19 protein-coding genes and 2 pseudogenes are annotated in these 21447 nt (G+C 59.2%); 15 read left to right on the top strand and 6 right to left on the bottom strand.

Annotation, left to right across the window (positions count from 1 at the left end; translation table 11 throughout):
* Positions 1 to 22: 22 nt before the first annotated feature.
* The 14 genes from rfbG (at position 23) to CMO28_RS00780 (ending at position 16686) form a co-directional block, all read left to right on the top strand.
* Positions 23 to 1123 carry a CDP-glucose 4,6-dehydratase gene (gene rfbG / locus CMO28_RS00715; protein ID WP_296708130.1) on the top strand — a complete coding sequence of 367 codons (1101 nt, stop codon included), beginning with the start codon at positions 23 to 25 and terminating at the stop codon, positions 1121 to 1123.
* Positions 1120 to 1665, top strand: coding sequence for a dTDP-4-dehydrorhamnose 3,5-epimerase (rfbC, locus tag CMO28_RS00720; RefSeq protein ID WP_062769447.1), 546 nt, complete (start codon positions 1120 to 1122; stop codon positions 1663 to 1665). Before rfbG ends, rfbC begins: the two co-directional genes overlap by 4 nt.
* 10 nt (positions 1666 to 1675) lie before the next feature.
* Positions 1676 to 2674, top strand: a complete 999-nt coding sequence (locus CMO28_RS00725) for an NAD-dependent epimerase/dehydratase family protein (protein WP_296708133.1) — start codon at positions 1676 to 1678, stop codon at positions 2672 to 2674.
* A gap of 5 nt (positions 2675 to 2679) precedes the next feature.
* Positions 2680 to 3705 carry a glycosyltransferase family 2 protein gene (locus CMO28_RS00730; protein WP_296708135.1) on the top strand — a complete coding sequence of 342 codons (1026 nt, stop codon included), beginning with the start codon at positions 2680 to 2682 and terminating at the stop codon, positions 3703 to 3705.
* Positions 3706 to 3783: 78 nt separating this feature from the next.
* Positions 3784 to 4461, top strand: a complete 678-nt coding sequence (locus CMO28_RS00735) for a cytidylyltransferase domain-containing protein (protein ID WP_062769456.1) — start codon at positions 3784 to 3786, stop codon at positions 4459 to 4461.
* A gap of 115 nt (positions 4462 to 4576) precedes the next feature.
* The gene (locus CMO28_RS00740) at positions 4577 to 6829 is read left to right on the top strand and encodes an N-acetylneuraminate synthase family protein (protein ID WP_296708141.1); all 2253 of its coding nucleotides are present in this window, start codon (positions 4577 to 4579) and stop codon (positions 6827 to 6829) included.
* A gap of 98 nt (positions 6830 to 6927) precedes the next feature.
* On the top strand, positions 6928 to 8349 hold the full coding sequence (locus tag CMO28_RS00745; protein ID WP_296708143.1) for a mannose-1-phosphate guanylyltransferase/mannose-6-phosphate isomerase: 1422 nt from the start codon (positions 6928 to 6930) through the stop codon (positions 8347 to 8349).
* Positions 8350 to 8406: 57 nt separating this feature from the next.
* A complete protein-coding gene (locus tag CMO28_RS00750) occupies positions 8407 to 9738 on the top strand; it encodes a polysaccharide pyruvyl transferase family protein (protein WP_296708145.1) in 1332 nt (443 codons plus the stop codon).
* 4 nt (positions 9739 to 9742) lie between these two features.
* On the top strand, positions 9743 to 10528 hold the full coding sequence (locus CMO28_RS00755; protein ID WP_296708149.1) for a hypothetical protein: 786 nt from the start codon (positions 9743 to 9745) through the stop codon (positions 10526 to 10528).
* Between the two features lie 12 nt (positions 10529 to 10540).
* Positions 10541 to 11980, top strand: a complete 1440-nt coding sequence (locus tag CMO28_RS00760; protein ID WP_296708151.1) for a hypothetical protein — start codon at positions 10541 to 10543, stop codon at positions 11978 to 11980.
* A complete protein-coding gene (locus tag CMO28_RS00765; protein ID WP_296708152.1) occupies positions 11961 to 13010 on the top strand; it encodes a hypothetical protein in 1050 nt (349 codons plus the stop codon). Before CMO28_RS00760 ends, CMO28_RS00765 begins: the two co-directional genes overlap by 20 nt.
* On the top strand, positions 13007 to 14275 hold the full coding sequence (locus CMO28_RS00770) for a lipopolysaccharide biosynthesis protein (RefSeq protein WP_296708154.1): 1269 nt from the start codon (positions 13007 to 13009) through the stop codon (positions 14273 to 14275). The genes CMO28_RS00765 and CMO28_RS00770 overlap by 4 nt, the downstream gene beginning before the upstream one ends.
* A 274-nt stretch (positions 14276 to 14549) precedes the next feature.
* Positions 14550 to 15380 (top strand): phytanoyl-CoA dioxygenase family protein, encoded by an 831-nt coding sequence (locus tag CMO28_RS00775; protein ID WP_296708156.1) that lies wholly within the window; start codon positions 14550 to 14552, stop codon positions 15378 to 15380.
* Between the two features lie 301 nt (positions 15381 to 15681).
* A complete protein-coding gene (locus CMO28_RS00780; protein ID WP_323755047.1) occupies positions 15682 to 16686 on the top strand; it encodes an acyltransferase in 1005 nt (334 codons plus the stop codon).
* On the opposite strand, the pseudogene CMO28_RS00785 reads toward CMO28_RS00780, so the two are convergent.
* The 6 genes and pseudogenes from CMO28_RS00785 to CMO28_RS29820 form a co-directional block, all read right to left on the bottom strand.
* Positions 16681 to 17537 (bottom strand): annotated as a pseudogene (locus CMO28_RS00785) (IS5 family transposase). The gene CMO28_RS00780 and the pseudogene CMO28_RS00785 overlap by 6 nt on opposite strands.
* A gap of 41 nt (positions 17538 to 17578) precedes the next feature.
* Complete coding sequence (locus tag CMO28_RS00790; RefSeq protein ID WP_296708163.1) at positions 17579 to 17806, bottom strand: hypothetical protein; 228 nt, start codon at positions 17804 to 17806, stop codon at positions 17579 to 17581.
* A 47-nt stretch (positions 17807 to 17853) separates the two neighbouring features.
* Entirely contained in the window at positions 17854 to 18711 is an 858-nt protein-coding gene (locus CMO28_RS00795) for a ParB/RepB/Spo0J family partition protein (protein WP_296708166.1), read from the bottom strand.
* Between the two features lie 944 nt (positions 18712 to 19655).
* The gene (locus CMO28_RS00800) at positions 19656 to 19817 is read right to left on the bottom strand and encodes a hypothetical protein (RefSeq protein ID WP_296708168.1); all 162 of its coding nucleotides are present in this window, start codon (positions 19815 to 19817) and stop codon (positions 19656 to 19658) included.
* A 64-nt stretch (positions 19818 to 19881) separates the two neighbouring features.
* Complete coding sequence (locus tag CMO28_RS00805; protein WP_000741275.1) at positions 19882 to 20217, bottom strand: hypothetical protein; 336 nt, start codon at positions 20215 to 20217, stop codon at positions 19882 to 19884.
* Positions 20218 to 20231: 14 nt separating this feature from the next.
* A pseudogene (locus CMO28_RS29820) lies at positions 20232 to 20351 on the bottom strand (XRE family transcriptional regulator); the annotation flags it as partial.
* Positions 20352 to 20665: 314 nt separating this feature from the next.
* Here CMO28_RS29820 and CMO28_RS00810 point away from each other — a divergent pair.
* Positions 20666 to 21388 (top strand): TorF family putative porin, encoded by a 723-nt coding sequence (locus CMO28_RS00810; protein ID WP_289715743.1) that lies wholly within the window; start codon positions 20666 to 20668, stop codon positions 21386 to 21388.
* Positions 21389 to 21447: the final 59 nt, after the last annotated feature.

Below are 21447 nucleotides of genomic sequence, written 5' to 3' on the forward strand. Positions count from 1 at the left end.
GACTGCAGGTGATGGAAGCGAGATGACCGATCTGCCGTTCGAGAACGTGTTTGCCGGGCGCCGCGTGCTGGTGACCGGCCATACCGGCTTCAAGGGAAGCTGGCTGTGTGCCTGGCTGCTGAAGCTGGGGGCCGACGTCACCGGCTTTGCGCTGCCACCGGCGACCAGCCCCTGCCATTTCGACCTTCTGGGGCTGGAAGGGCGGATGCGGCACATCGTCGGTGATCTGCGCGACCCCGCGGCCGTGATGGCCGCGGTCGAGGCGGCGAAGCCCGAGATCGTGTTCCACATGGCTGCCCAGGCTCTGGTCCGCTATTCCTATGACGAGCCGGTCGAGACCTTCGACACCAATGTCATGGGCACGGTTCATGTGCTGGATGCCGTGCAGCGCGTGGGCGGCGTGAAGGTCGTGATCAACATCACCTCCGACAAGGCCTACGACAACAAGGAATGGATCTGGGGGTATCGCGAGAACGACCCGATGGGCGGCCGCGATCCTTACAGCGCCTCCAAGGGGGCGGCGGAGCTGGTGTTCCACGCCTATGCCCAGTCTTTCTTGAACCCGGCAGGGATCCTGTCGGCCTCCGTGCGAGCCGGCAATGTGGTCGGTGGCGGCGACTGGGCCGCAGACCGCATCATCCCGGACTGCATCCGCGCGATCGAGCGGGGCGAGCCGGTCTTCCTGCGCAACCCCACCGCCGTGCGTCCCTGGCAGCATGTGCTGGAGCCGCTGGGCGGCTATATGATGGTCGCCTCGAAGCTGATGGTCGGCACCCGCGGGATCGAGACCGGCGAGGGCTGGAATTTCGGCCCCTCGGCACGTGACTGTCAGCCGGTGATCCGGCTTGCAGAGGCGGTCGTGGCGCATTGGGGCAAGGGATCGGTCGAGGTGGCGCCGGCGACCGATGCGAAGCACGAAGCCCATCTGCTGCGGCTCAATTGCGACAAGTCCAACAATATTCTGGGCTGGTGGCCGGCCTGGCGCTTCGAAGACACGATGCGCGAGACCGTCGGTTGGTACAAAGCCTGGTCTGAAGGCAGGCCGGTCTGGGACATCACGATGGACCAGATCGCCGCTTATGAACGCGCGTTTTGCGCAGCCAATGCGCCGGAGGCCGTATGAAGTTCATCCCTGCCCCCATTCCGGGCGGCTTCGTCATTGAGCTTGAACCGATCGGGGACGAGCGCGGCTTCTTCAGTCGGATGTTCTGCGAAAAGGAATTCGGGGCAGCCGGCCTCGAAACCCGTTTCGTGCAGATGAACGACAGCTATAGCGCCACCCGCGGCACATTGCGCGGTCTGCACTATCAGCTGGCGCCGTCGGCCGAGGTGAAGGTCGTGCGGTGCATCCGCGGTGCGGCCTGGGACGTGATCCTGGATCTTCGCGAGGATCAGCCGACCTTCGGGCAGTGGTTCGGTGCTGAGATCACCGCCGAGAACCGGCGGGCGATGTATGTGCCGCGCGGCTTTGCACACGGTTTCATCACGCTGGTCGACGACACCGAGCTGGTCTACATGGTGTCGGACTTCTACGACAAGTCACGGGAGCGCGGGGTGCGCTGGAACGATCCCCGTTTTCAGGTGGGCTGGCCCATTGAACCTACCGTGATCTCGGCGCGCGATCAGGCCCATCCGGATTTCGATCCCGATCTGCATCTGCGGTGAGGGGCTGATCATGCGCATCCTCCTCACGGGCGCGAGTTCCTTCACCGGCATGTGGTATGCCGAGGCGCTGGTCGCGGCCGGCCATGATGTGGTCGCGACCCTCTATCGTCATCGTGGCGATTATGCCGCCGATCCGTTGCGGGAGCTGCGTGTCCGGCGGCTCGAGGCGCTGGCCCCGCGTCTGCGACTTGTCGAGGCGGTCACTTTCGGCTCGGAGCGTTTTCAGGCGCTGTTTGCCGGTGACGAGCGGTTCGATGTGCTGTGCCATCACGCGGCCGATGTGCGGGACTATAAGAGCCCCGACTTCGATCCGGTGAAGGCCCTGGCGGACAACGCCTTCGGTCTGGTGGAGACGCTGCGGGTGATGCGTGGCGCCGGCTGTGACCGGCTGGTGCTGACCGGATCGGTCTTCGAGCAGCGGGAAGGGGCGGGCACGCAACCGGCCGTCGCTTTCAGCCCCTATGGTCTGTCTAAAGGCCTGACTGCCGATCTCTATGCTTTTTATGCCCCACGCGAAGGCGTGGCCCTGGGCAAGGTGGTCATCCCGAACCCCTTCGGTGCTTTCGAAGAGCCGCGCTTCACCGCCTATCTGATGAAGAGCTGGGCCGAGGGACGCTGCCCCACCGTCGGACCCCCCGCCTATATCCGCGACAACATTCAGGTTTCGCTGCTGGCGGCAGCCTATGCCGGTTTTGTCGCAGCCATGCCCTCGGATGGGGGCTTCCACGTCTGCCGCCCCAGCGGGTACGTTGAGAGCCAGGGGGATTTCGCCCGGCGGTTCGCCCGCGAGATGGCGGCGCGGCTGGTGCTGGACTGCCCGCTGGAGCTGGCCCATCAGACGGTCTTCGCCGAGCCGCCGATCCGGATCAACACGGATCGGGTGGATGCGGATCGTCTGGGCTGGAACGAGGCGGCCGCCTGGGACGGTATTGCCCGCTTCTATGCCGATCGCCTTAACCTGCCTCTGCGCGAGGCTGCCGGAGACCCTTCTGCCGGAGAGGGAGCCTGAAAGCCATGACCCCCGCACCTGCCAGCGTCGTCAGCGAAGCGGCTCCGTGGATCGCCGAGGGACGCGAGCCCACCATCGGCGTCGCGGTGATCACCTACACCGCAAAGAAGATGCTGCCGCACTGCCTGCCGCCGCTGCTTGCCTCGCCGCTGAAGCCGCGGGTGCTGGTGGTCAACTCGTCGTCGAATGACGGCACGGTGGAACTGGCCGAAGAGATGGGGGCCGAAACGCTGGTCGTGCCCCGCCGCTCGTTCAATCACGGCATGACCCGGGAACGGGCGCGTCAGGCGCTCGGCACCGACATCGTGGTGATGATCACGCCCGACGCTTATGCGACCTCTGCCGACATGATCGGTCATCTGGTGGCGCCGATCGTCGACGGCACGGCGGCGGTCACCTATGCGCGGCAGATCCCGCATACCGGCGCCGGCTTTTTCGAGAGCTTCGCCCGCGAGTTCAACTACCCGCCGCAGAGCCATGTCCGGTCTTACGACGAGCGGGCGAAATGGGGCAGCTTCCTCTATTTCTGCTCCGACAGCTGTGCGGCCTGGTCGAATCCGGCGCTGGAGGCGATCGGCGGCATCGGTCCGACCCTGACCATGGAAGATGCGATCAACACCGCTAAACTGCTGCGGCGCGGGCATCGCATCGCCTATGTCGCCGAAGCGGTGGTACATCATTCCCATACCTACACGCTGGAACAGGAATTCCGGCGCATGTTCGACGTGGGCTACGAGCGGCGGCGCCAGAAGGAGCTGCTGCTGGACAGTGGTGGTGACGAAAAGCGCGGCGGCAGCTATGTGAAGGCGCTGATGGCGCGCCTGCTGCGCGAACGGCCGCACCTCATTCCCTATGCCGTGGTGCAGACGGGTGCGAAATATGTCGGCTACAAGCTCGGCTACAACGCCACCAGGCTGCCGCGGCACTGGATCCCGAAGGTGAGTGGCCAGGATTTCTACTGGACCAGCGAAGCCTTCGAGCTGCGCGAAGGGCGCGAATGGGGCAGCTCCGGCGGGCGGGTTGCCGGCTGACTCTGCCCCGGGCAGAGTGACGCGGGCGGACGAGAGTGACGCAGGGGCGGCAAGGCCGCGCCGATTGCGGAGACGGAAATGGGTTCGACGATTGCGATCATCCCCGCGCGCGGGGGATCGAAAGGCATTCCACGCAAGAATGTGCGTCCAGTGGCGGGCAAGCCGCTGATTGCACATTCGATCGAGCAGGCGCTGAATTCGGCCCGGGTCGACAGCGTGTGGGTCTCGACCGATGACGACGAGATCGCGGCCGTCTCTGCGCAATACGGCGCGAAGATCGTGCGGCGTCCGGCTGATCTCGCCTCGGACACGGCAAGTTCCGAGGCCGCGCTCAGGCATGCCGTCGACGAGATCGAGGCCCGCGAGGGGAAGGTGGATCTGGTGGTGTTCCTGCAGTGCACCTCTCCCATCCGTGCCGCCGACGACATCGATCGCGCCATCGCCACCCTGGAAGCCGAAGGGGCCGATACGCTTCTGTCGGTCGTCGCCTCGCACCGCTTTCTGTGGCGGCGGGGGGCCGACGGGGCCCAGGCGATCAACTACGACCCGGCCAGCCGCCCGCGGCGTCAGGACATGACGCCGCAATATGTGGAGAACGGCTCGATCTACCTGTTCCCGCCCGAGATGCTGCGAACCCGGAACAACCGCCTCGGCGGCCGGATCGCGCTGCACGAGATGGCGGAAGAGACGGCCTATGAGATCGACAGCGAAGTCGATATGGTCGTGATCGAGACGCTGCTTACGCATTCGCGGTAAGTCGCGCTACCATCAGGATCTATGGGCCGGGCGAGCCCTTGCGAGTTTGACGATCGGGTCCGGCGGCGCGCCATTTCCAGACCGCCGACCCCCAGCTAGAGCCGATCGGACGCCGATGATCATCGAAACCAGGATCGTTCCCTACCTCACCTTCGTCGAGGAGACGATCGCGACCGCGCTTCGCAAGATCAGCGAGAACAAGCACGGCATCGTCTTCGCCGTGTCGGAGGCCGGCCGGCTTGAAGGTGTGCTGACCGACGGCGACTTCCGGCGCTGGGTTGTGGAGCAACCGACCATCGATCTGGACCGGCCGGTCTCGGAGGCGATGAACCGCAGCTTCCGTGCCCTGCCGCGCGATGCCGCCCCTGATCGGATCGCTGCCGAACTTTCCGAGCGGATCACCGCCCTGCCGCTGCTCGACGAGCAGGGCCGGGTGGTGTCGGTTGCCCGGATCGGGGCGGCGGTGGTCCGGATCGGCGACCGCGAGATCGGTCCGGATCATCCGGCCTATGTCATTGCCGAGATCGGCAACAATCATCAGGGCGATCTGGATCTGGCGAAGCGGCTGATTGATCTGGCCGCGGAGTCCGGGGCCGAATGCGCCAAGTTCCAGATGCGGCAGCTCGACCGGCTCTATCGCAATGCCGGCGACAACAACGATGCCAGCGAGGATCTGGGGTCGCAGTATACGCTGGACCTGCTGGCACGCTTCTCGCTGTCGAATGACGACCTGTTCCGGGCGTTCGATCATGTGCGCGCCCGCGGCATGACCCCGCTCTGCACGCCCTGGGACCACGAGAGCGTGCGGCTGCTCGACGATTACGGGCTCGAGGGCTTCAAGGTCGCCTCGGCCGACATGACCAATCTGGATCTGCTGTCGGCGATGGCGGCGACCGGCAAGCCGCTGATCGTGTCGACCGGCATGTCGACCGACGCCGAGATCAAGCAGTCGGCCGGCGTGCTGCACCGCCTGGGCGCACCCTTCGTCCTGCTGCACTGCAACTCGACCTATCCGGCGCCCTTCAAGGACGTCAACCTGCGCTATATGAAGCGCCTGGCCGAGATCGGCGACTGCGTCGTCGGCTATTCGGGTCACGAGCGCGACATCAACGTCTCGGTCGCCGCGGTGGCGCTGGGCGCCAAGGTCATCGAGAAGCACTTCACCATCGACAAGGGCCTGGAAGGCAATGACCACAAGGTCAGCCTGCTGCCCGAGGAATTCCGTCGCATGGTCGACGGCATCCGCCAGGTGGAGGAAGCCATGGGCGAGGGCGGCTCGCGCCAGCTCTCCCAGGGTGAGCTGATGAACCGCGAAACCCTGGCCAAGAGCCTGGTCGCGAAGACCACGCTTGCCATCGGCACCGTGGTCACCGCCGACATGGTCGACGTCAAGAGCCCGGGCAAGGGCATTCAGCCCAACCGTCTGGCCGAGCTGGTCGGGCGCACGATGCGCCGCGAGGTCAAGGCCGGCGACTTCTTCTACCCTTCGGATCTGGCGGACGGCGTCATCGAGCCGCGGCCCTATGCCTTCTCGCGGCCCTGGGGCGTGCCGGTGCGCTATCACGACTTCCAGCGCCTGCTCGACAAGACCAACCTGTCGCTGGTGGAATTCCACCTCAGCTACAAGGATCTGGAGATCGAGCTGTCGAAATATCTGAGCGGTCGCTATCCGATCGGCTATGTGGTGCACGCACCCGAGCTGTTCGCCCACGACCATACGCTGAACCTCGTCTCCGACGATGCCGAGTATCGGGCGCATTCGGTGAAGGAGATGCAGCGGGTGATCGACGTGACCCGGCGGCTGCGCGAGTATTTCGATCAGCCGACCGATCCGCTCATCGTGACCAATGTGGGCGGTTTCACCACCGATCGCCATCTGCATCCGGCCGAGTGCACCGCTCTCTACGAGCGGCTGTCCGAGACGCTCCGGCTGCTCAGCCGCGACGGGGTCGAGGTGATCCCGCAGACGATGCCGCCCTTCCCCTGGCATTTCGGCGGGCAGAGCTTCCACAACCTGTTCGTCGACGCCGAGACGATCCGGTCGTTCTGCGAGGCCGAGAAGATGCGGATCTGCCTCGACATCTCGCATTCCAAGCTGGCCTGCAACCACTACAAGTGGTCGTTCGAAGCCTTCTGCGAGGCGGTGGCTCCGGTCACGGCGCATATGCATCTGGCGGACAGCAAGGGGGTCGACGGCGAAGGCCTTCAGGTCGGTGACGGCGACATCGATTTCCGCGCCTTCGGGCATGTGATCGACCGGACCCAGCCCGGCGCGAGCTTCATCCCCGAAATCTGGCAGGGCCACAAGAACGACGGCGAGGGCTTCTGGATCGCTCTGGAGCGTCTGGAGAAGGCGTTCGCGGCCTGAGACCGCGGACGTCGCGCGTCTCTCTCCGGAGAACGTGATCCTTCGCCACACCGCAATCCTGACAGCCGCTCAGCCGACAGCGAAACGAGACCGAATTCATGAGCTCCAGCATCATCACGCCCGTGATCCTGTGTGGCGGCGGCGGAACCCGCCTCTGGCCGCTCTCGCGCAAGGCGCTGCCCAAGCAGTTTCTGGCGCTGGCGGGCAGCGACACCATGCTGCAGGCGACCCTGAAGCGGGTCTCGCCCGAAGCGGGGTTTGGGGCGCCCATCCTGGTGTGCAACGAAGACCATCGTTTCCTGGTGGCCGAGCAGGCGCGTGCCGCCGGCATCGAACCGGCGGCCATTCTGCTGGAACCGGTGGGGCGGAACACCGCGCCGGCCGTTGCAGCGGCGGCGCATGCGGCCCTTGCTCATGATCCCGAAGCGCTGATGCTGGTGCTACCGTCGGATCATGTGATCGGCGACACGCCTGCCTTCCGCGAGGCGGTGGCTGCGGCCGCCCGCCGTGCGGTGAGCGGCGATCTCGTTACCTTCGGCGTGAAGCCCACCCGGCCCGAAACCGGCTACGGCTATATCGAGACCGGGACCGCGCTTGACGAGCGGGCCTTCCGCATCAGCCGTTTCCATGAAAAGCCGGCGCGCGAGACGGCCGAGCGCTATCTGGCCGACGGCCGGTTCTTCTGGAACAGCGGCATGTTCCTGTTCCCCGCCCGGGTGGTGCTGGCTGAACTCGAATCTTCGGCTCCGGCCGTGGCCGAGGCTGTGGCCGCCGCCTATGCCTGCCGGTCGTCCGATCTCGATTTCGTCCGGCTGCCGAAGGAGATCTTCGCCAGTGCACCGGATCTGTCGATCGATGTCGGCGTGATGGAAAAGACCGCCCATGGTGCCGTGGTGCCGGCCGATCTCGGCTGGTCGGATGTCGGGGCCTGGGATGCGCTGTGGGCGATCGGCGAGCGGGATGCGGCCGGCGTGGTGACGATCGGCGATGTCGTCGCCGAAAACGTCGCCGACAGCTATCTGCGCAGCGAAGGACCGCTGGTCGCGGCTGTCGGTGTCCGCGACCTGATCGTGGTTGCGACCAATGATGCCGTGCTGGTCGCCCCCAAGCATGAGGCCCAGGCGGTGAAGACCATTGTTGAACGCCTGCGCGTCGCGCGCCGGCCGGAGGCCGAAACGGGGGCCCTGACCTATCGACCCTGGGGCAGTTATCAGTGTATTGATCTCGGTGATCGCTTTCAGGTGAAGCGTATCGTGGTCAAACCAGGACGTAAGCTATCGCTTCAGATGCATCATCATCGGGCTGAGCACTGGATAGTGGTCAGCGGAACCGCAGAGGTTACCTGTGGCGACAAGACGTTCCTTCTGCACGAAAACCAATCCACTTATATCTCACAGGGAGCAGTGCACCGTCTTGGGAATCCTGGGAAAATCCCTCTTCACCTGATTGAGGTTCAGTCCGGGGGATATCTTGGTGAGGATGATATTGTGCGCATCGCTGACGAGTTTGGGCGAACCTGAGGCAGGACTTCGGGGAGTACTGATGATATCGGAGCCACTTGTCCAAGGTATGCCAGGATGTACCATTTCAATGGCGATGTTCGCCAACCTGTCCGCGTCTATCTGATTAATGATAGCCTTAGTCAAAACAACTGGGGGTGTAGGGCGACTACGCATGCCATGCATGCTCTTGTAAAGGCTGAGGGGGGCCATATATTTGATACCCTGAAGCTCGCAAGCCTTGAGGGGCGGCGCAGTACACCGCTGGAGCCAGGTGTGCGTGATGTCGCTAAGCAATGGCTCCTGCGATATCCTGCGATGCGTGCTCGCATACGAACGGCTTATGACGCTGGGAAGCGTCTGGCTGGGGGGCAGAATACAACGCCCCGTACGCGCAAAGATTTTGACGCTCTAGCCGATCGTATAGAGCGGGGAACCATGTTCAGGACAGAATTGGATGCCATGCGATTGGCAGATCTTGTCATGATCAATGGTGAGGGCAGCATCTACAATGATCAGAGGAAGGGATTCTACAGTCTTTTTTGGGCTTATTTCTCCAAAACAAGACTAAAAAAGCCGACAGTGATTGTTAATCATACACTTCAGTTGGATCATCCAGAGATGTTTGATCTGGCCCAACTGGTATATCCGCTGATGGACGATGTCATTTTCCGGGAGCCTGCGTCTCTCAGAGAGGGGCAGAAGATCGCGCCCTACAGCGAGTCTCATTTGGCGGCGGATGCCGCGTTCCGGTGGCGACCGGCTGTAAAAGAGGCATTTGTTGAGCGATATGATCGTCCAGGGGCTTTTGATATATGGCCTTGGTCGATGAAGGGATTTGACCTCAGGAAGCCGTATATCTGTGTGACGGGAAGCTCGGCCCTTTTGAGACCAGATGATCCGGGAGAGCCCCCTCGAGGCGTTTTCATTGAGCTTTGCAAGCGGTTGATGAAGATGGCACAGGTTGTTGTCGTGGCGCCGGATACGACCGATGAAATCCTTCTGGCGCCGGTTGCTCGTAAATTGGGGCTTCCCTTTATTCCGGCCTGCACGCCAACACCCATTGGCTTGGATCTGCTCGCAAATGCTGCGGTCTTTGTTTCTGGGCGCTGGCATCCCTCCATTCTTGCCAGTACGGGTGGCACGCCCTCGGTGATGTTCTCGGGAAACAGCCATAAAATGCGCGGATTGGCCGAGATTTTGGATCTCCCTTACTCTGGAATTGCCGCGAAGGATCTGGCAGAGCATCTCCACGAAATTGTCGCTTCCGTGGACGGCTTCCTCACCGGAGGGGAAGCCGTCCGAAACCGGGTCGGACAGCAAGCGAAAGACCTGGCTCAGGCAGCAAAATTGAATGTCAGGTACATGACAAAAATGGCCGAAGATCGCCAATCTATGGATGGAGCATGAGCCCGTGAAGAAGCGATATATCCTGCCCATCTTTATATTTCTTGCCGCTCTTGTTTGGTTTGGGGCGAAGTTTGTCATTTTTAACTATCCCGTCTATGAGGCGACGACGGTCGTCAACGTTGATCGGCCTTATAGTGAGATGAGCCAGGACAGGGGAGGCTTTTCGCTGTTCAGCGATCAGGGTAAACGTGTCGCTGAGTTTTCTCAGGTGGTTTATGGAGCCTCTGTGGCCCGTAATCTGCTCGAAATTCCTGAGATTGCGAGAGAAGCGCTCGTCTGGGCGAACAGCCAGCCGCTGAGGTTCGAGCCGCGCACTCAGGCTGATGTGAACGTCGAGATGATGCGTGGTTTTCTTAATAAGTCCCTAAATATAGAGGTCCTTCACGATTCGGGTATTTTGAAGCTGAGGGCATATTCAGCGGAACCGAAGATTTCTGGTCTGATCCTGGAAAAAGTTCTCGCTTATTATCGCGATGATCGAAGATCATATGAAACCTCTCTGCTAGAGGGACAGATTGAGCAGCTTTCCAGTGAGCTCCAAAACTACCAGGTTAACTCTGTCAATTTGTCTATCAGCACGCAGATTTCTCTGTTGTTGAAGCAGCGCGCCATGCTTGCTGCGGATAATTTCTACGGAGTGGAGATTCTTGATGAGCTATATACGAAGGATAATCCGAGTAATACGAGCCCTGTTGTAATGGTTCTTTTCTCGATTTTTCTCGCCAGCATCGGTACACTCTTGATTGTCATGGCTTATGGTATTCTCCGCTTTTCTCGCCATCGAGAATGAAGGGAAAACGCCATGTTTACCGTCTCGCCACTCCCAAGAAACACTTGCGCAGAAAAGTTTTTTCATTACCTTTTTATGGTAATTTTCACGTCAGTTATCGTGATTAACGCCTTCTCCGGTGCGATTACGACCAAAGCACCGGTAACTGTCGGCTTGTTTTGTATTGTTGGCCCTCTCATGGTGTTTTTCTATTATAACTCTTACGCGAAATTGCCGTGTCGTCTCTTTTTGGGGATGTCATTGGTGTCATTTATTGTGTCGGCGATTATGATGTCCGGCATGTACTCGGCCGTATTTAATTTTTATTATTTTTCCGCCGTGCTGTTTTTGGCGGTGGTCGTCAGGATGGCGCTCAGTTCGACATATCCTATGCGCAGCCTGATTGTGTCGGTCTATGCTGCTGTCAATTTTGTTATGTATTCATCCCTTGTCTATTATGTTCTGATCTACCTTCCCGGTGGAGTGAAGTCTTACGGTGGTTTTGGATATTCTTTCTTTTTTGACGATAAGTCACACTACACCATTTTTCTTGGGTTTTATATATACATGACCGCACTCTTTGCGGACAATTTGAGACATGATGTTGTCGGCGGCCGTGCGGGAGGGGGGCGCGTTGTATTACATTCGATCCATATGCTCTTCGCACTTGTCATCACTCTTATTCTGTCGAGCTCAACGTTCTCGCGCTTGATTGTGTTTTTTCTTCCGCTCGTGGTTTTTGTTTTTTATTTCATGATAGATGCTGCTGTCAGTGTTAAAATTCGGGGGCCCCGGCGACGAATATTGACGGGCCGTATTTCTTTCATGGTCTATTTCTGTCTGGCAGTTTTTATCGCGTTTATCATTATTCCGATGGTGATTGAAAATGCGACTGTGCGACGCATCACGCGCTTGGCGGAGAACGGCGCGGATGCGGCCTTTGAATCCCACATCCTACTCATCAAGCTTGCCTTGACCTCCAAGTTCGAAAGCATCTCGAATTTTATCTGGGGGGTTGGCCTGGGAAATTTCCAGATCGAGATCAGGGATAACGGCCTGCTGCAGTACCTTACTCGCTACAAGGGCAACTTTTCTCACGCGACCGGTTCTTACCTACCTGTTCACTCGGTCTGGGCTACAATATTCATTGAAATGAATATCTTTTTCTTCTCTATGATCATGATGTTCGTGTTTTATATATTTCTCAGCGCGATATTCTATTTGAATATTCATACCGCTGGATTTGTCGCAGGAATATTCCTGAGTTCAATGTTCTATACAACCATCAATGAGCCATTTTATTTCATAATGTGGGCTGTTATTATCATGTATAGTGTGTCCTGGGCACAAAGGAGTAAAGTGAACCTGCTTGACCTCCTTAAAGTGGTGCGAACGGATGGGATAACGCGCCAGTCATCTGGTATTGCGGCAGTGCGAGTTGTGGAGCACGGGGATGAGCCGAGTGGAACGTGAGGGCGCCTTTAAAGCGCTCGCCGTTGTCAACAATGCGATATCGGTTCGCATGCTGGCCTGCGCCCTGGAGAAGGACGGACTTAAACCCGAAGACGTGCTGGTGATTTCGGCTAGAAAACTGGATGATCCTTGGCTCGATTGTTTTCAGCAGCATCTTCCCTATCCGGCCAAGCCCAGACAAACGTTGCTGGGGCAATGGCCATTTATATCCTTTTACAGATCTGCAGCTCGACTAATAAAGAATGCGGTCCGGGCGCCCAAGCTGGAGCGAATTTATCTTGTGAACATTGAAAACCTTCTCACGAATCATCTTCTACTCATGGCGAGTACTCGTCGTGATATTGAAGTGGTTCTTGTGGTAGAGGGAATTTTTAATTTCCAGGAGATCACGCGCCGGAATCGCGCCCGCTGGCGCTGGCTTGCCAAGCCGGTGCTCGCGCGGTTGCTCGGCCTCCAATGGCGTGCACCGGTGGAACATTTGTCGGGAGCCTTCGAGCCAGGTATTCGGCGAGTGGTTTCGTTTACCGATATCGGCTTGAAGGCTCCCGCGGAAAAAATTGATCTGATCGCGTGGCAGCCAGTCTCGCCCTCAGTGGCTCCCGATCCGCAAACCCTCATCATTGTCCATACCGGCCTTTGGCAGTGGATGGATCACGAGGCCTATCTTCACGTAGCCCGAGCTTTTGTTCGATGGGTTGAACAACAGAAATTTACGCGCATTATTGTAAAGCATCATCCACATGTTGCTCCGGGAGCATTGGAGGATATGCTTCCGCCTCATGAGACATGGAATATAAATGTCAGTATGGAGGAGCTTGCACCTGAAATTCCTGCGGCCACTGTGGCTGGAACATGCTGTACAGCGCTCGTAACATTGAAACTCTTGCGCCCGGATCTTCATTGCGTAGATGTGGGGGCCGATTTTTATTGTGAGGCGGCCTATCATGGCGACCACAGTGTGGAGCATCTCCTGTCTGGGGCCGGTGTGGAGATCGTTTCAATCGGCCAGCCTGAAGGAGCGATGCGATGAGCGGCCGACGCGCACGCCTGCAGCGGTTTATTTTTTATACTGTCGGCACTCTGCTTCAGAAAGGGGGGCAATTTCTGTTGCTCCCTCTGTTGATCGGATCAATGTCGGCAGACGAATTCGCGCGTTATGGTCTGTTTACAGCAGCAAATTTTATTCTTGTTCCGCTGCTTAGTCTTAATGTTCACATGGCGGGAGGTCGGCTGTTCTTTGATCGTAATGATCAGACAGGCCGGGCATCTCTGATGATCAGCCTGCTGTTCTGGGGGATGGCGTTTGTTGTTGGGGGAGTCCTGGTTCTTGGTGCCGCTCTGTGGCTGGTCGGGCCTGCCGATCCGCTGACACTCGGGCAGCCCCTGTTGATCGCTCTGCTCGGTGCTTCCATTGCGTCGGCGGTCGTGGTGCAGTTCTACGGGCTGCTCTTTCGGCTCGTGGACCGACCTGCCCTGTTTGCGACGGTGTCGACAATGCTCGGCTTCGGATTGCTGGCTTCCTATGCTGCGATCTCACCTGCCTTCGATGACAAGTTAGTTGCAGCAGTTGTGGCCTATCTGGCCACGAACTTGGCCACTGTCGTGGTTGCGAGCATCGCGGCTCGGCCTTATCTGAAAGGAGGCATATGGGAAGTTGCCGCATGGCGGCCGGCCGTATCCTATGGCTCGGGAACAATGGTCCAGAACGTCGTGACCTGGGTAAACGGGCAATCGGGGCGTTGGATCGGTACCCTGACGATGCCGGTGGCTGCTCTGGCGGGCTACACTCTCATGAGTTACGTCGCCATGGCGGCCAATCTGGTTGCGATGGTGCTGTTCGAGACAATGCGGATCGACATCATGAAGAGCCATGTCGATGGCGCGGAGGACCGGTCACGCCGGTTGATCGACAGGACCGTGTTCGTCTCGTTCGCTCTGGTTCTGCTTGTCTACATGGCGGTCTTCGGGCTGCAGCGCGTCCAGGACGGCCTGCTGCCGCCCGGCTATCACATCGATACGGGCCTCGTGCTGGCTGCGGCGGCGTTTTCGCTCCTTCAGATCGTGTTTCTGCGGGCATTCTGGCTGGCAACCAGCCACAAACGAACCAAGACACTGGCCACAGTCATGGTACTGGCTGCGATCGTCACGCTGTTTGCGAGCTGGCTCCTGGCGCGTGAATATGGTGATCTTGGCCTGATGGTCGGTGCCGCCGTCGGCGCTCTGCTGCAGGCCGTCGCGGGCAATCTGCTGATGGCGCGAATCCTCAGAACGGGGGGGGGAGCCAAGGGGAGTTGATGCACCCCGGGCAGAGCCCTTTTGCGCCGCAGCGAGAGTCTGTATGATGGCGCGCAAGACGCTCCGACGTGCGGCACCCTGAAGAGGACGCGGCGTTGCCGTGTTTGACGGGTGTCGGATGTCACGAATGCTGGTTGCGCAGCTTGATAATTATCGATCACGCCGATCCAGGGGCGACAGATCTATACCCGTCGGAACCGGGACTGATGTGCAGGGTGGTCGAGAGACGTGTGAGTCTGTCGATAGATCTCTCTGGAGAAAAGGATAAGTCGTCATGGTGTTGACGGAAGAGATGCGTCGCACGCTTCACGAAGACGGATGCGTTCATCTGCCGGGTCTGTTGCCGCAGGCCGATGTGGAGCGGATGCGGAAGGCCACCTTTGAATACTTTGAGCGTCAGCGTGTGTATTATGACTGCGGGATGACGCAGCCGGATGCCTTCACGCGCGTTCCTGAATTGCGGTGGGTGCTTGATCATCCCCGGATCGTCGAGGCATTCCGCTATCTTGTCGGAGAGCCGCTCGTCTATTGCCATCACTCGGATATCCATTTCAACAAATTCACTGGCTGGCATAAGGATGCATGCGGGCATGATGATTTCGCCCGTGACCCGGACGGTGAAACCTATGGGGTCTACAAGATCGCTTTTTATATGCAGGATCATGCAGAAGACAATCCGGCGTTCTACATTCGCCGCGGGTCGCATCTGATCCCGCGCCATGAGGGCGAGATAAAGGCCTTTTCTCCGAAGGTCGGTGACGCCGTGATGTTCGATTGCCGAATCACCCATAAGGGTGAAGATATGAGCAAGCCTGCGAAAGTACTCCGCGAGGCGATTCCGTCTCAGGTGTTGCGCTCGAAGGTTTTCGGGGCCCTGCGTAAGATCAATGGCCGTCCCGACAAGCTGTCGATGTTCTTTACGCTGGGGCGGCCCAACCGCTTCACCGAAGAGCATGTTGCGATCACCGTCGATCGGCAGAACCAGCAGAACAGTGCCGGGACCTATCAGCTGCCTGCCGATATTGAGAGGATCGTGACGGAAGCCGGCTGGGGCATCAACCCCCTCCGGCCGGCGCGTGATTTTAAGGTGGGCAAGGCTGCCTGACCGGTCTGGTACCCGCATGGGACATGTCTCCCGCTCCCGGGTGGGAGACATGATCCACGGATCAAAAGTGATGGACAGCGGCTTCGGGCATCTCGGACGCATTTCAGCCGGTGAAGTCCGTGGCCGGTTGACCGGGTAATCTTGCGGAAGATTGCCGTCGGCACGGGGCCGACGCAGAGCATCGTCTGCTTGGGCCTGAAAAAAACTCGTCGAACCACCAGGTTGTGAGCGCCTCGATCAGATCAGGGGGTCCTGCCTGATCGGGATTGCTCTGAACCGGAGGGGCCGGGCTATAGGACGCATCGTTGCATTCGAAGGGTTGCGCGGGGTCATGGCCTGCTGGGTCATGTTCTTCCATATTGCGGCGTTTGCCGGCATGCCCTTCGCCAATCAGCTTCGTCCTGCCGTGCCTGTCGACGTTTTTATCCTCATCAGCGGCTTTGTGATCGCCCACCTCGTCGCATCAAAGCGAGAGCCTTATGGAGCGTTCATTTTCAGGCGCTTCATGCGGCTCTATCCGATCTATCTGGTTGCGCTCGTTGCGGCCATCGGATTGATGGACATCTATCGTCACATCATTTTCGACAGTCCGCTTGCGCCGTTCATGCAGTCTCAGCAGCTCCGGCAGGGCGAGGTCGATGACGCTCTCCTCACCCATGTTCTGGTCCATCTGACACTGCTCCATGGGGCCTTGCCCGACGCCGTACTTCCGGGGTCGTCGCTTGCATTGTTGAGCCCGGCGTGGAGCATTTCGCTGGAATGGCAGTTCTACCTGATTGCCCCCTTTGTCATTGCGCGAATTCGTGGTTTTCGGGCATTCGTTGTGGCTTTTCTTTTGGCCTACGGGGCTTTCTGGTTGATCGTCGCGTCTGGTCTCGACTTCGGGAAGCCGTCCTTTATCCTCCAGCGTCTGCCGCATTTCATTCTGGGGATCGGCGCGTATCTGTTTTATTTCCAGCCGCTGGCAGGGGGGCGAGCCTCGCCACGGATGTTCCGCATCATGCTGGCCGTCGGCGCGGTCTGCGCCGGCCTGCTGATGTCCCCGGCCGTCGTCATCGGGGTCGCTTTTCTTGCTGCCATAACATGGCCGGAAGGCATGGGCGGCGAATCGTTTGCACGCCGTGTTGAGGCCGTACTGTCGCTGCCGGCCGCCGCGGCCGTGGGGGCGGCCTCCTATTCACTCTACATTCTTCATGTTCCGATCATCTGGGTGGTGCTGTCGCTGCTTCTGCCGGTGCTCGGGGCGGATCGCATGACCATTTTCATGGTCATGCTTCTNAGAGTCCGTCCGAGAAGTTATCTATGATTTCCGGCTCCTTGCGATTCTNCGCATCATGATCCGGATCATNGCGAGGCGGAGGAATGCCAAAGCCATCCGTGAGAGGTTCTCGAAGTCTTTGGCCAGCCTGCGGCAGCGGCCNAGCCATCCGAAGGTCCGTTCGACGATCCAGCGTTTGGGCAGAACCTGGAAGCCCTTNGCGGTATCNGAACGCTTGACGATNTCCAGGTGCCAGACNCCGAGTTCACGCACGGCGGCAGCCGTGGCGGCCCCCTGGTAGCCACCATCGGCGAAGATGCGCTCGATGAACGGNAACAGGCGGCGGACCTCTTTCAGCACCGGCAACGCNCCGTCCCGATCCTGGATGTCGGCAGGCTGGATCTGCGCTTCCAGCATCATGCCGAGCGTGTCGACGACGATNTGCCGCTTCTTNCCTTTGACCTTTTTGCCCGCGTCATAGCCCGACGGATCGATCCGCGCCCCCCTTTTTCCGCGCTTTTGACGCTCTGGCTGTCGATGATTGCGGCGCTCGGTCCGGCCTCTTTCCCGGCCAGCTCGCGAACATCCACGAACAGGGCATGGTGGATCCGCGCCAGCGTGCCATCCCATTCCCACAGACCCAGATATTCATGCACCGTGCTCCGCGGCGGCAGATCCTTGGGCAGAGCCCGCCATTGGCAGCCAGTCATCAGCACATAGAACACGCCGTTCAGAACCTCGCGGACATCGACCGTGCGCTGTCGGCCGCCGCGCTTCGCGGGCGGGATCAGCGGTTCGACCAGCGCCCATTCTTCATCCGTCAGGTCGCTCGGATATCTCAGGCCCGGCCGTTCATAAATCCGGCGGGGTTCCGTCGTCCACATTCTGTCCGCTCCCATTTCCTCTGGCGCGGCATAGAATCACAACGGATTCACCGGATTCAATAACCTTCCGGACGGGCTCTAAGTGCGGCGAGCGCTCCTTGTTCCGTTTCATAGCACCACCGCTGGTCGTAACCGACCTCATCGAACAACTGACCGTAAACAATTGTCCAATGAAATAATAGACGCCTCACCACCGCATATTTAGCATTCTCGAATAACTTCATTTCGATGGATGTTTTCGTCATGACATATTCAGAAATGAACGCGTCGATTTCGTCCTTCATGCGACACCCGCAAAAAAGAAGGCCGGGTTTAATCCCGGCCCGACTACTCAGTGCATCTGCTTGTTCGAGTGGCCGCCATCAACTTTATGGAGCGCTTCTCGGGCCAGGTTCACCCAGCGCGGCGCCTCATCGGCGACCACCTCCGGATTGGTGGTTTCCCATTCATCCAGCGCAGCCGAAAGGGCTTCATATAATTCGACCGCCGCTTTTTGCTTTCGTTTGACGGGATCGATCGTGATCCCTTTCCGAACCGTCCTCTTCTTCTGTGAGGCCTGGTCGGCCTGCTCACCGACGCTGGCCGGTTCCTCGGCAGCGATCGCCTTCTGGAGTTCCTCTGTGGCTCCGCTACCATAGGCCTTCACGGCCTTGACTGCCTCGGTGGCCGAGACTTGTTTGGCAGTCACGAGCTGCTTGACCGCCTCGGGGGCAGCCGACAACTCGAGGAGCTGAAGGACGTGCGAGAGGCTCACAGTGCACTTCGCCGCGATCTGCACGGGCTCCCATCCCAGATTGTGCAGCCTTTTATAGACCTCCGCCTTCTCGATCGGCGTGAGGGGCTTTCCGCTGTTGCGGACTATCATGGAGGCGACTCGGTCGCCTTCCGAAGCGTACCGGTCTTCGACGATGACCGGTACCGCCTTCAGATCTTCGAACCCGCGCTGGATCAACAACATGCATGCCGCATAGCGGCAGTGCCCGTCAGTAATGTACGCCTTGCCGTCTTCCATCGCGATGGTGAGCGGCACCCGTACGCCGACCTCACGAATGCTCTCTGCGAGCTTTTCAATATGGTCGCGCAGATCCTCCGTGTCTGCCCGAACGTTCCAGCCCGGTTTGATATTGATTTTTGTGGGGTCAATATAGAGAAGGTCTTTGCGCGACTGGGTGATTTCCTTGAGCGACATTGGCCACCTGCTATCGGGCGTTGAAGTTGTCGTTTCTTAAAGAATATCACGCCCGGGCGGCCAAACAAACATCCCGCCCGGGTGATCAGCGCTTTTTTCCGTGTTCACCCCAAATTTGTAACCTTCTCGCTCAGGCGTCGTCGATGCCCTCACGCGTGAGAAAATAGCGGCGCGCAACCAGGTCGGGCCACAGAACCTGCGCCTCGATGCTCCTCGCTCCACACTTGCTGCATCGCAGTCTGGTTGAAAGGTTCCTGACTACAAATTTGGGTCCAAGACGATCAATGAGCCTCTCGCGGTTCAGGACGGCTTTGTGACCGCACTGGATGCAATGTGCGATGAAGTCTGCGTTATGTCGTCGATAGTGAGCGAGATCGGGCAGTGGCATATGAAGGCCTCTCTTTTTGTTCTTCTTATGTTCACACCCTAGGCAGCCCTGTCAATCGTGTAGCGGAGCTATTCGATCCCAGGCAGTGCCGATTCAGAGGCACAGGAAATCAATATTAAAACTCGGCGGCTCTTGTGGGAGGAAAATAAAGTGTCATCCTAACTACAGGACCCTGCAACGTAGCAATTCCTGCAAAAATCCATTTAAAACAATGACTTATTTCAATTCTGCCATCTGCAAGCGTTTTGTGGGGATGGAGGCCGGAATCATTAAAGTATCATCCTAATTTTCGCTCAACCTTGGAAAATGCTGAGAATCGTAAAAATAAAGTTTCATCCTTTCCGCTACTAGTTCAAGGCTTTCTTCCGGNCGCCGGCAACAACGCNGCTTGGCGTGAGGCGATCCACTTGCGCTACCGCTCACTGATCAGATCGCACTTGAACTCGACGAGCAGCCAACCATCAGGCCGAGCGTGATCGCCAAAAAAAAAACGGATCATGCGAAATCCTTCGTTGAGGGGTTGTAAGCCGGAAACCCAGAAATTTCCGTCAGCCGATCAACATGGCTTGTCTCGCGCTTGGTCGATGAGTTCCTGCATCGCCCGCATGACTTCTTCGTGGGTGTACGACTTGGCGTTGGGGTCGTCGGCCTCTCGGAGAGCTTCCTCGACCTCGCGGGTCATCCGCGCATATTCTTCCGGCCACAGCGCTTGCTCCATGCGCAGCGACGCCTGGGCGTTTTGCGGCGGCTGCGGCTCATGATGTGGTTGTCTCCAAGAACATTCAGGACAGGCTTTCTGGGTAGAGCGCCGTCAACCGGGACAGGGTTTCTTGCACTTGTTCCAGCGAGGTCATCAGATGATCAACCTGATCCTGAAGATCCACGGCGAGATCAAATAGCTCAGCCACTCGGCTGCGTGATCCCTCGTTGAACGCGGCCATTGCCAGTTGATGCAGCTTCAACAGGTCGGTGCGCAGTTGCGGAGGTGCGCCGTCTGCGCTGTCATTCAAATCGCCGCGCAGCACGTCCACGGCATCGACTGCACGCAGCAGTGCCGTGGTATCGAAATTCTCGGGAGTCAGTTCGTCCCATTCGTCGTCGGTGATGCGGGCTGCCATCAGGAGGGCTCCGATTAAGCGGTTGCGAGCGTTAGATGCCCGATCGGCTCGGCTGCTGGCCGTACCTTGATTTCGATGTCGTAGCCGAGGCGATTCAGACAATCCATCAGCTTGCGTTCGGATAGATTGGTGAAGGGGGCACTCCTCGCCTGCCCATATGGCGCCCGCCACGCCGCGCAGCCCGCACCGTCACGAGGCACGGCCGATGTCCTGTGCGCCCTTTGGCATCACCCTTCGCGCCAGTGCGCTCCAGAAAAGTGCAGGACCATGCCAGGCGTGCCACGGAGGCTGGCTCCAAGCCCTGAAAAAATTAGCTAAGCCGCTGAAAACAGACGCATTTCTCGAAGTGGCACGGGATATGCAAAGCCCGTTCAGCTTGCTTCCGAGCTGTTGCCGACTTACCCGCCGGGCTACTGAATTTCCGGCGCCACCATTAGGGAATACCACCATGCTCAAGAAACTGACTCTCGCCACCGCTGCCGCCATCGCCGTGACCGCCAGCAGCTTCGCCGTCGCCGAAACCCTCTCCAGCCCTGTTGGCGACTTCGACGTCAGCATGAACGTCGGCCTGACCTCGGACTACATCTTCCGTGGCATTTCGCAGACCCAGGGCAACGGCGCGATCCAGGGCGGTCTGGACGTGGCCCATGAAAATGGCCTGTACATTGGCACCTGGGCTTCCAACGTCGACTTCGGCGGTGACGCTTCGGTGGAGTTCGACTACTACCTGGGCTTTGGCAACGACATCACCGAGAACATTTCCTACGACCTGGGCTGGATCAAGTACGACTACCCAGGCGAGAGCGCGCTGAACTTCAGCGAGTACTACGGCAGCCTGAGCGCCTACGGCCTCACGGTCGGTGCGGCCTATTCCGATGACTTCGGCGGCAGCGACACCACCCTCTACTCCTACGTCTCCTATGAGTACGCCCTGCCCTACGACGTCGGCCTGGCCCTGCAGTACGGCAAGTACGATTTCAAGGACGCCACCTTCGGCAACGACGATTCCTACAACGACTGGTCCATCGGCCTGAGCAAGACGCTGGTCGGCCTCGACTTCGGCCTGACCTACAGCGACACCAGCCTGAGCGGCAGCGAATGCGCAGGCTTCGTCGGCAAGGACGACTACTGCGACGCGACCTTAGTGGTCTCGGTTTCCAAGACCCTGTAAGCGGGACTGCGGTAGAAAAAGGGGGGCGCCGAATCGGCGCCCCCCTTTTTTGTTCGCGC

This window comes from Tistrella sp., assembly GCF_002684955.1.
In the GTDB taxonomy this organism is placed as follows: domain Bacteria; phylum Pseudomonadota; class Alphaproteobacteria; order Tistrellales; family Tistrellaceae; genus Tistrella; species Tistrella mobilis.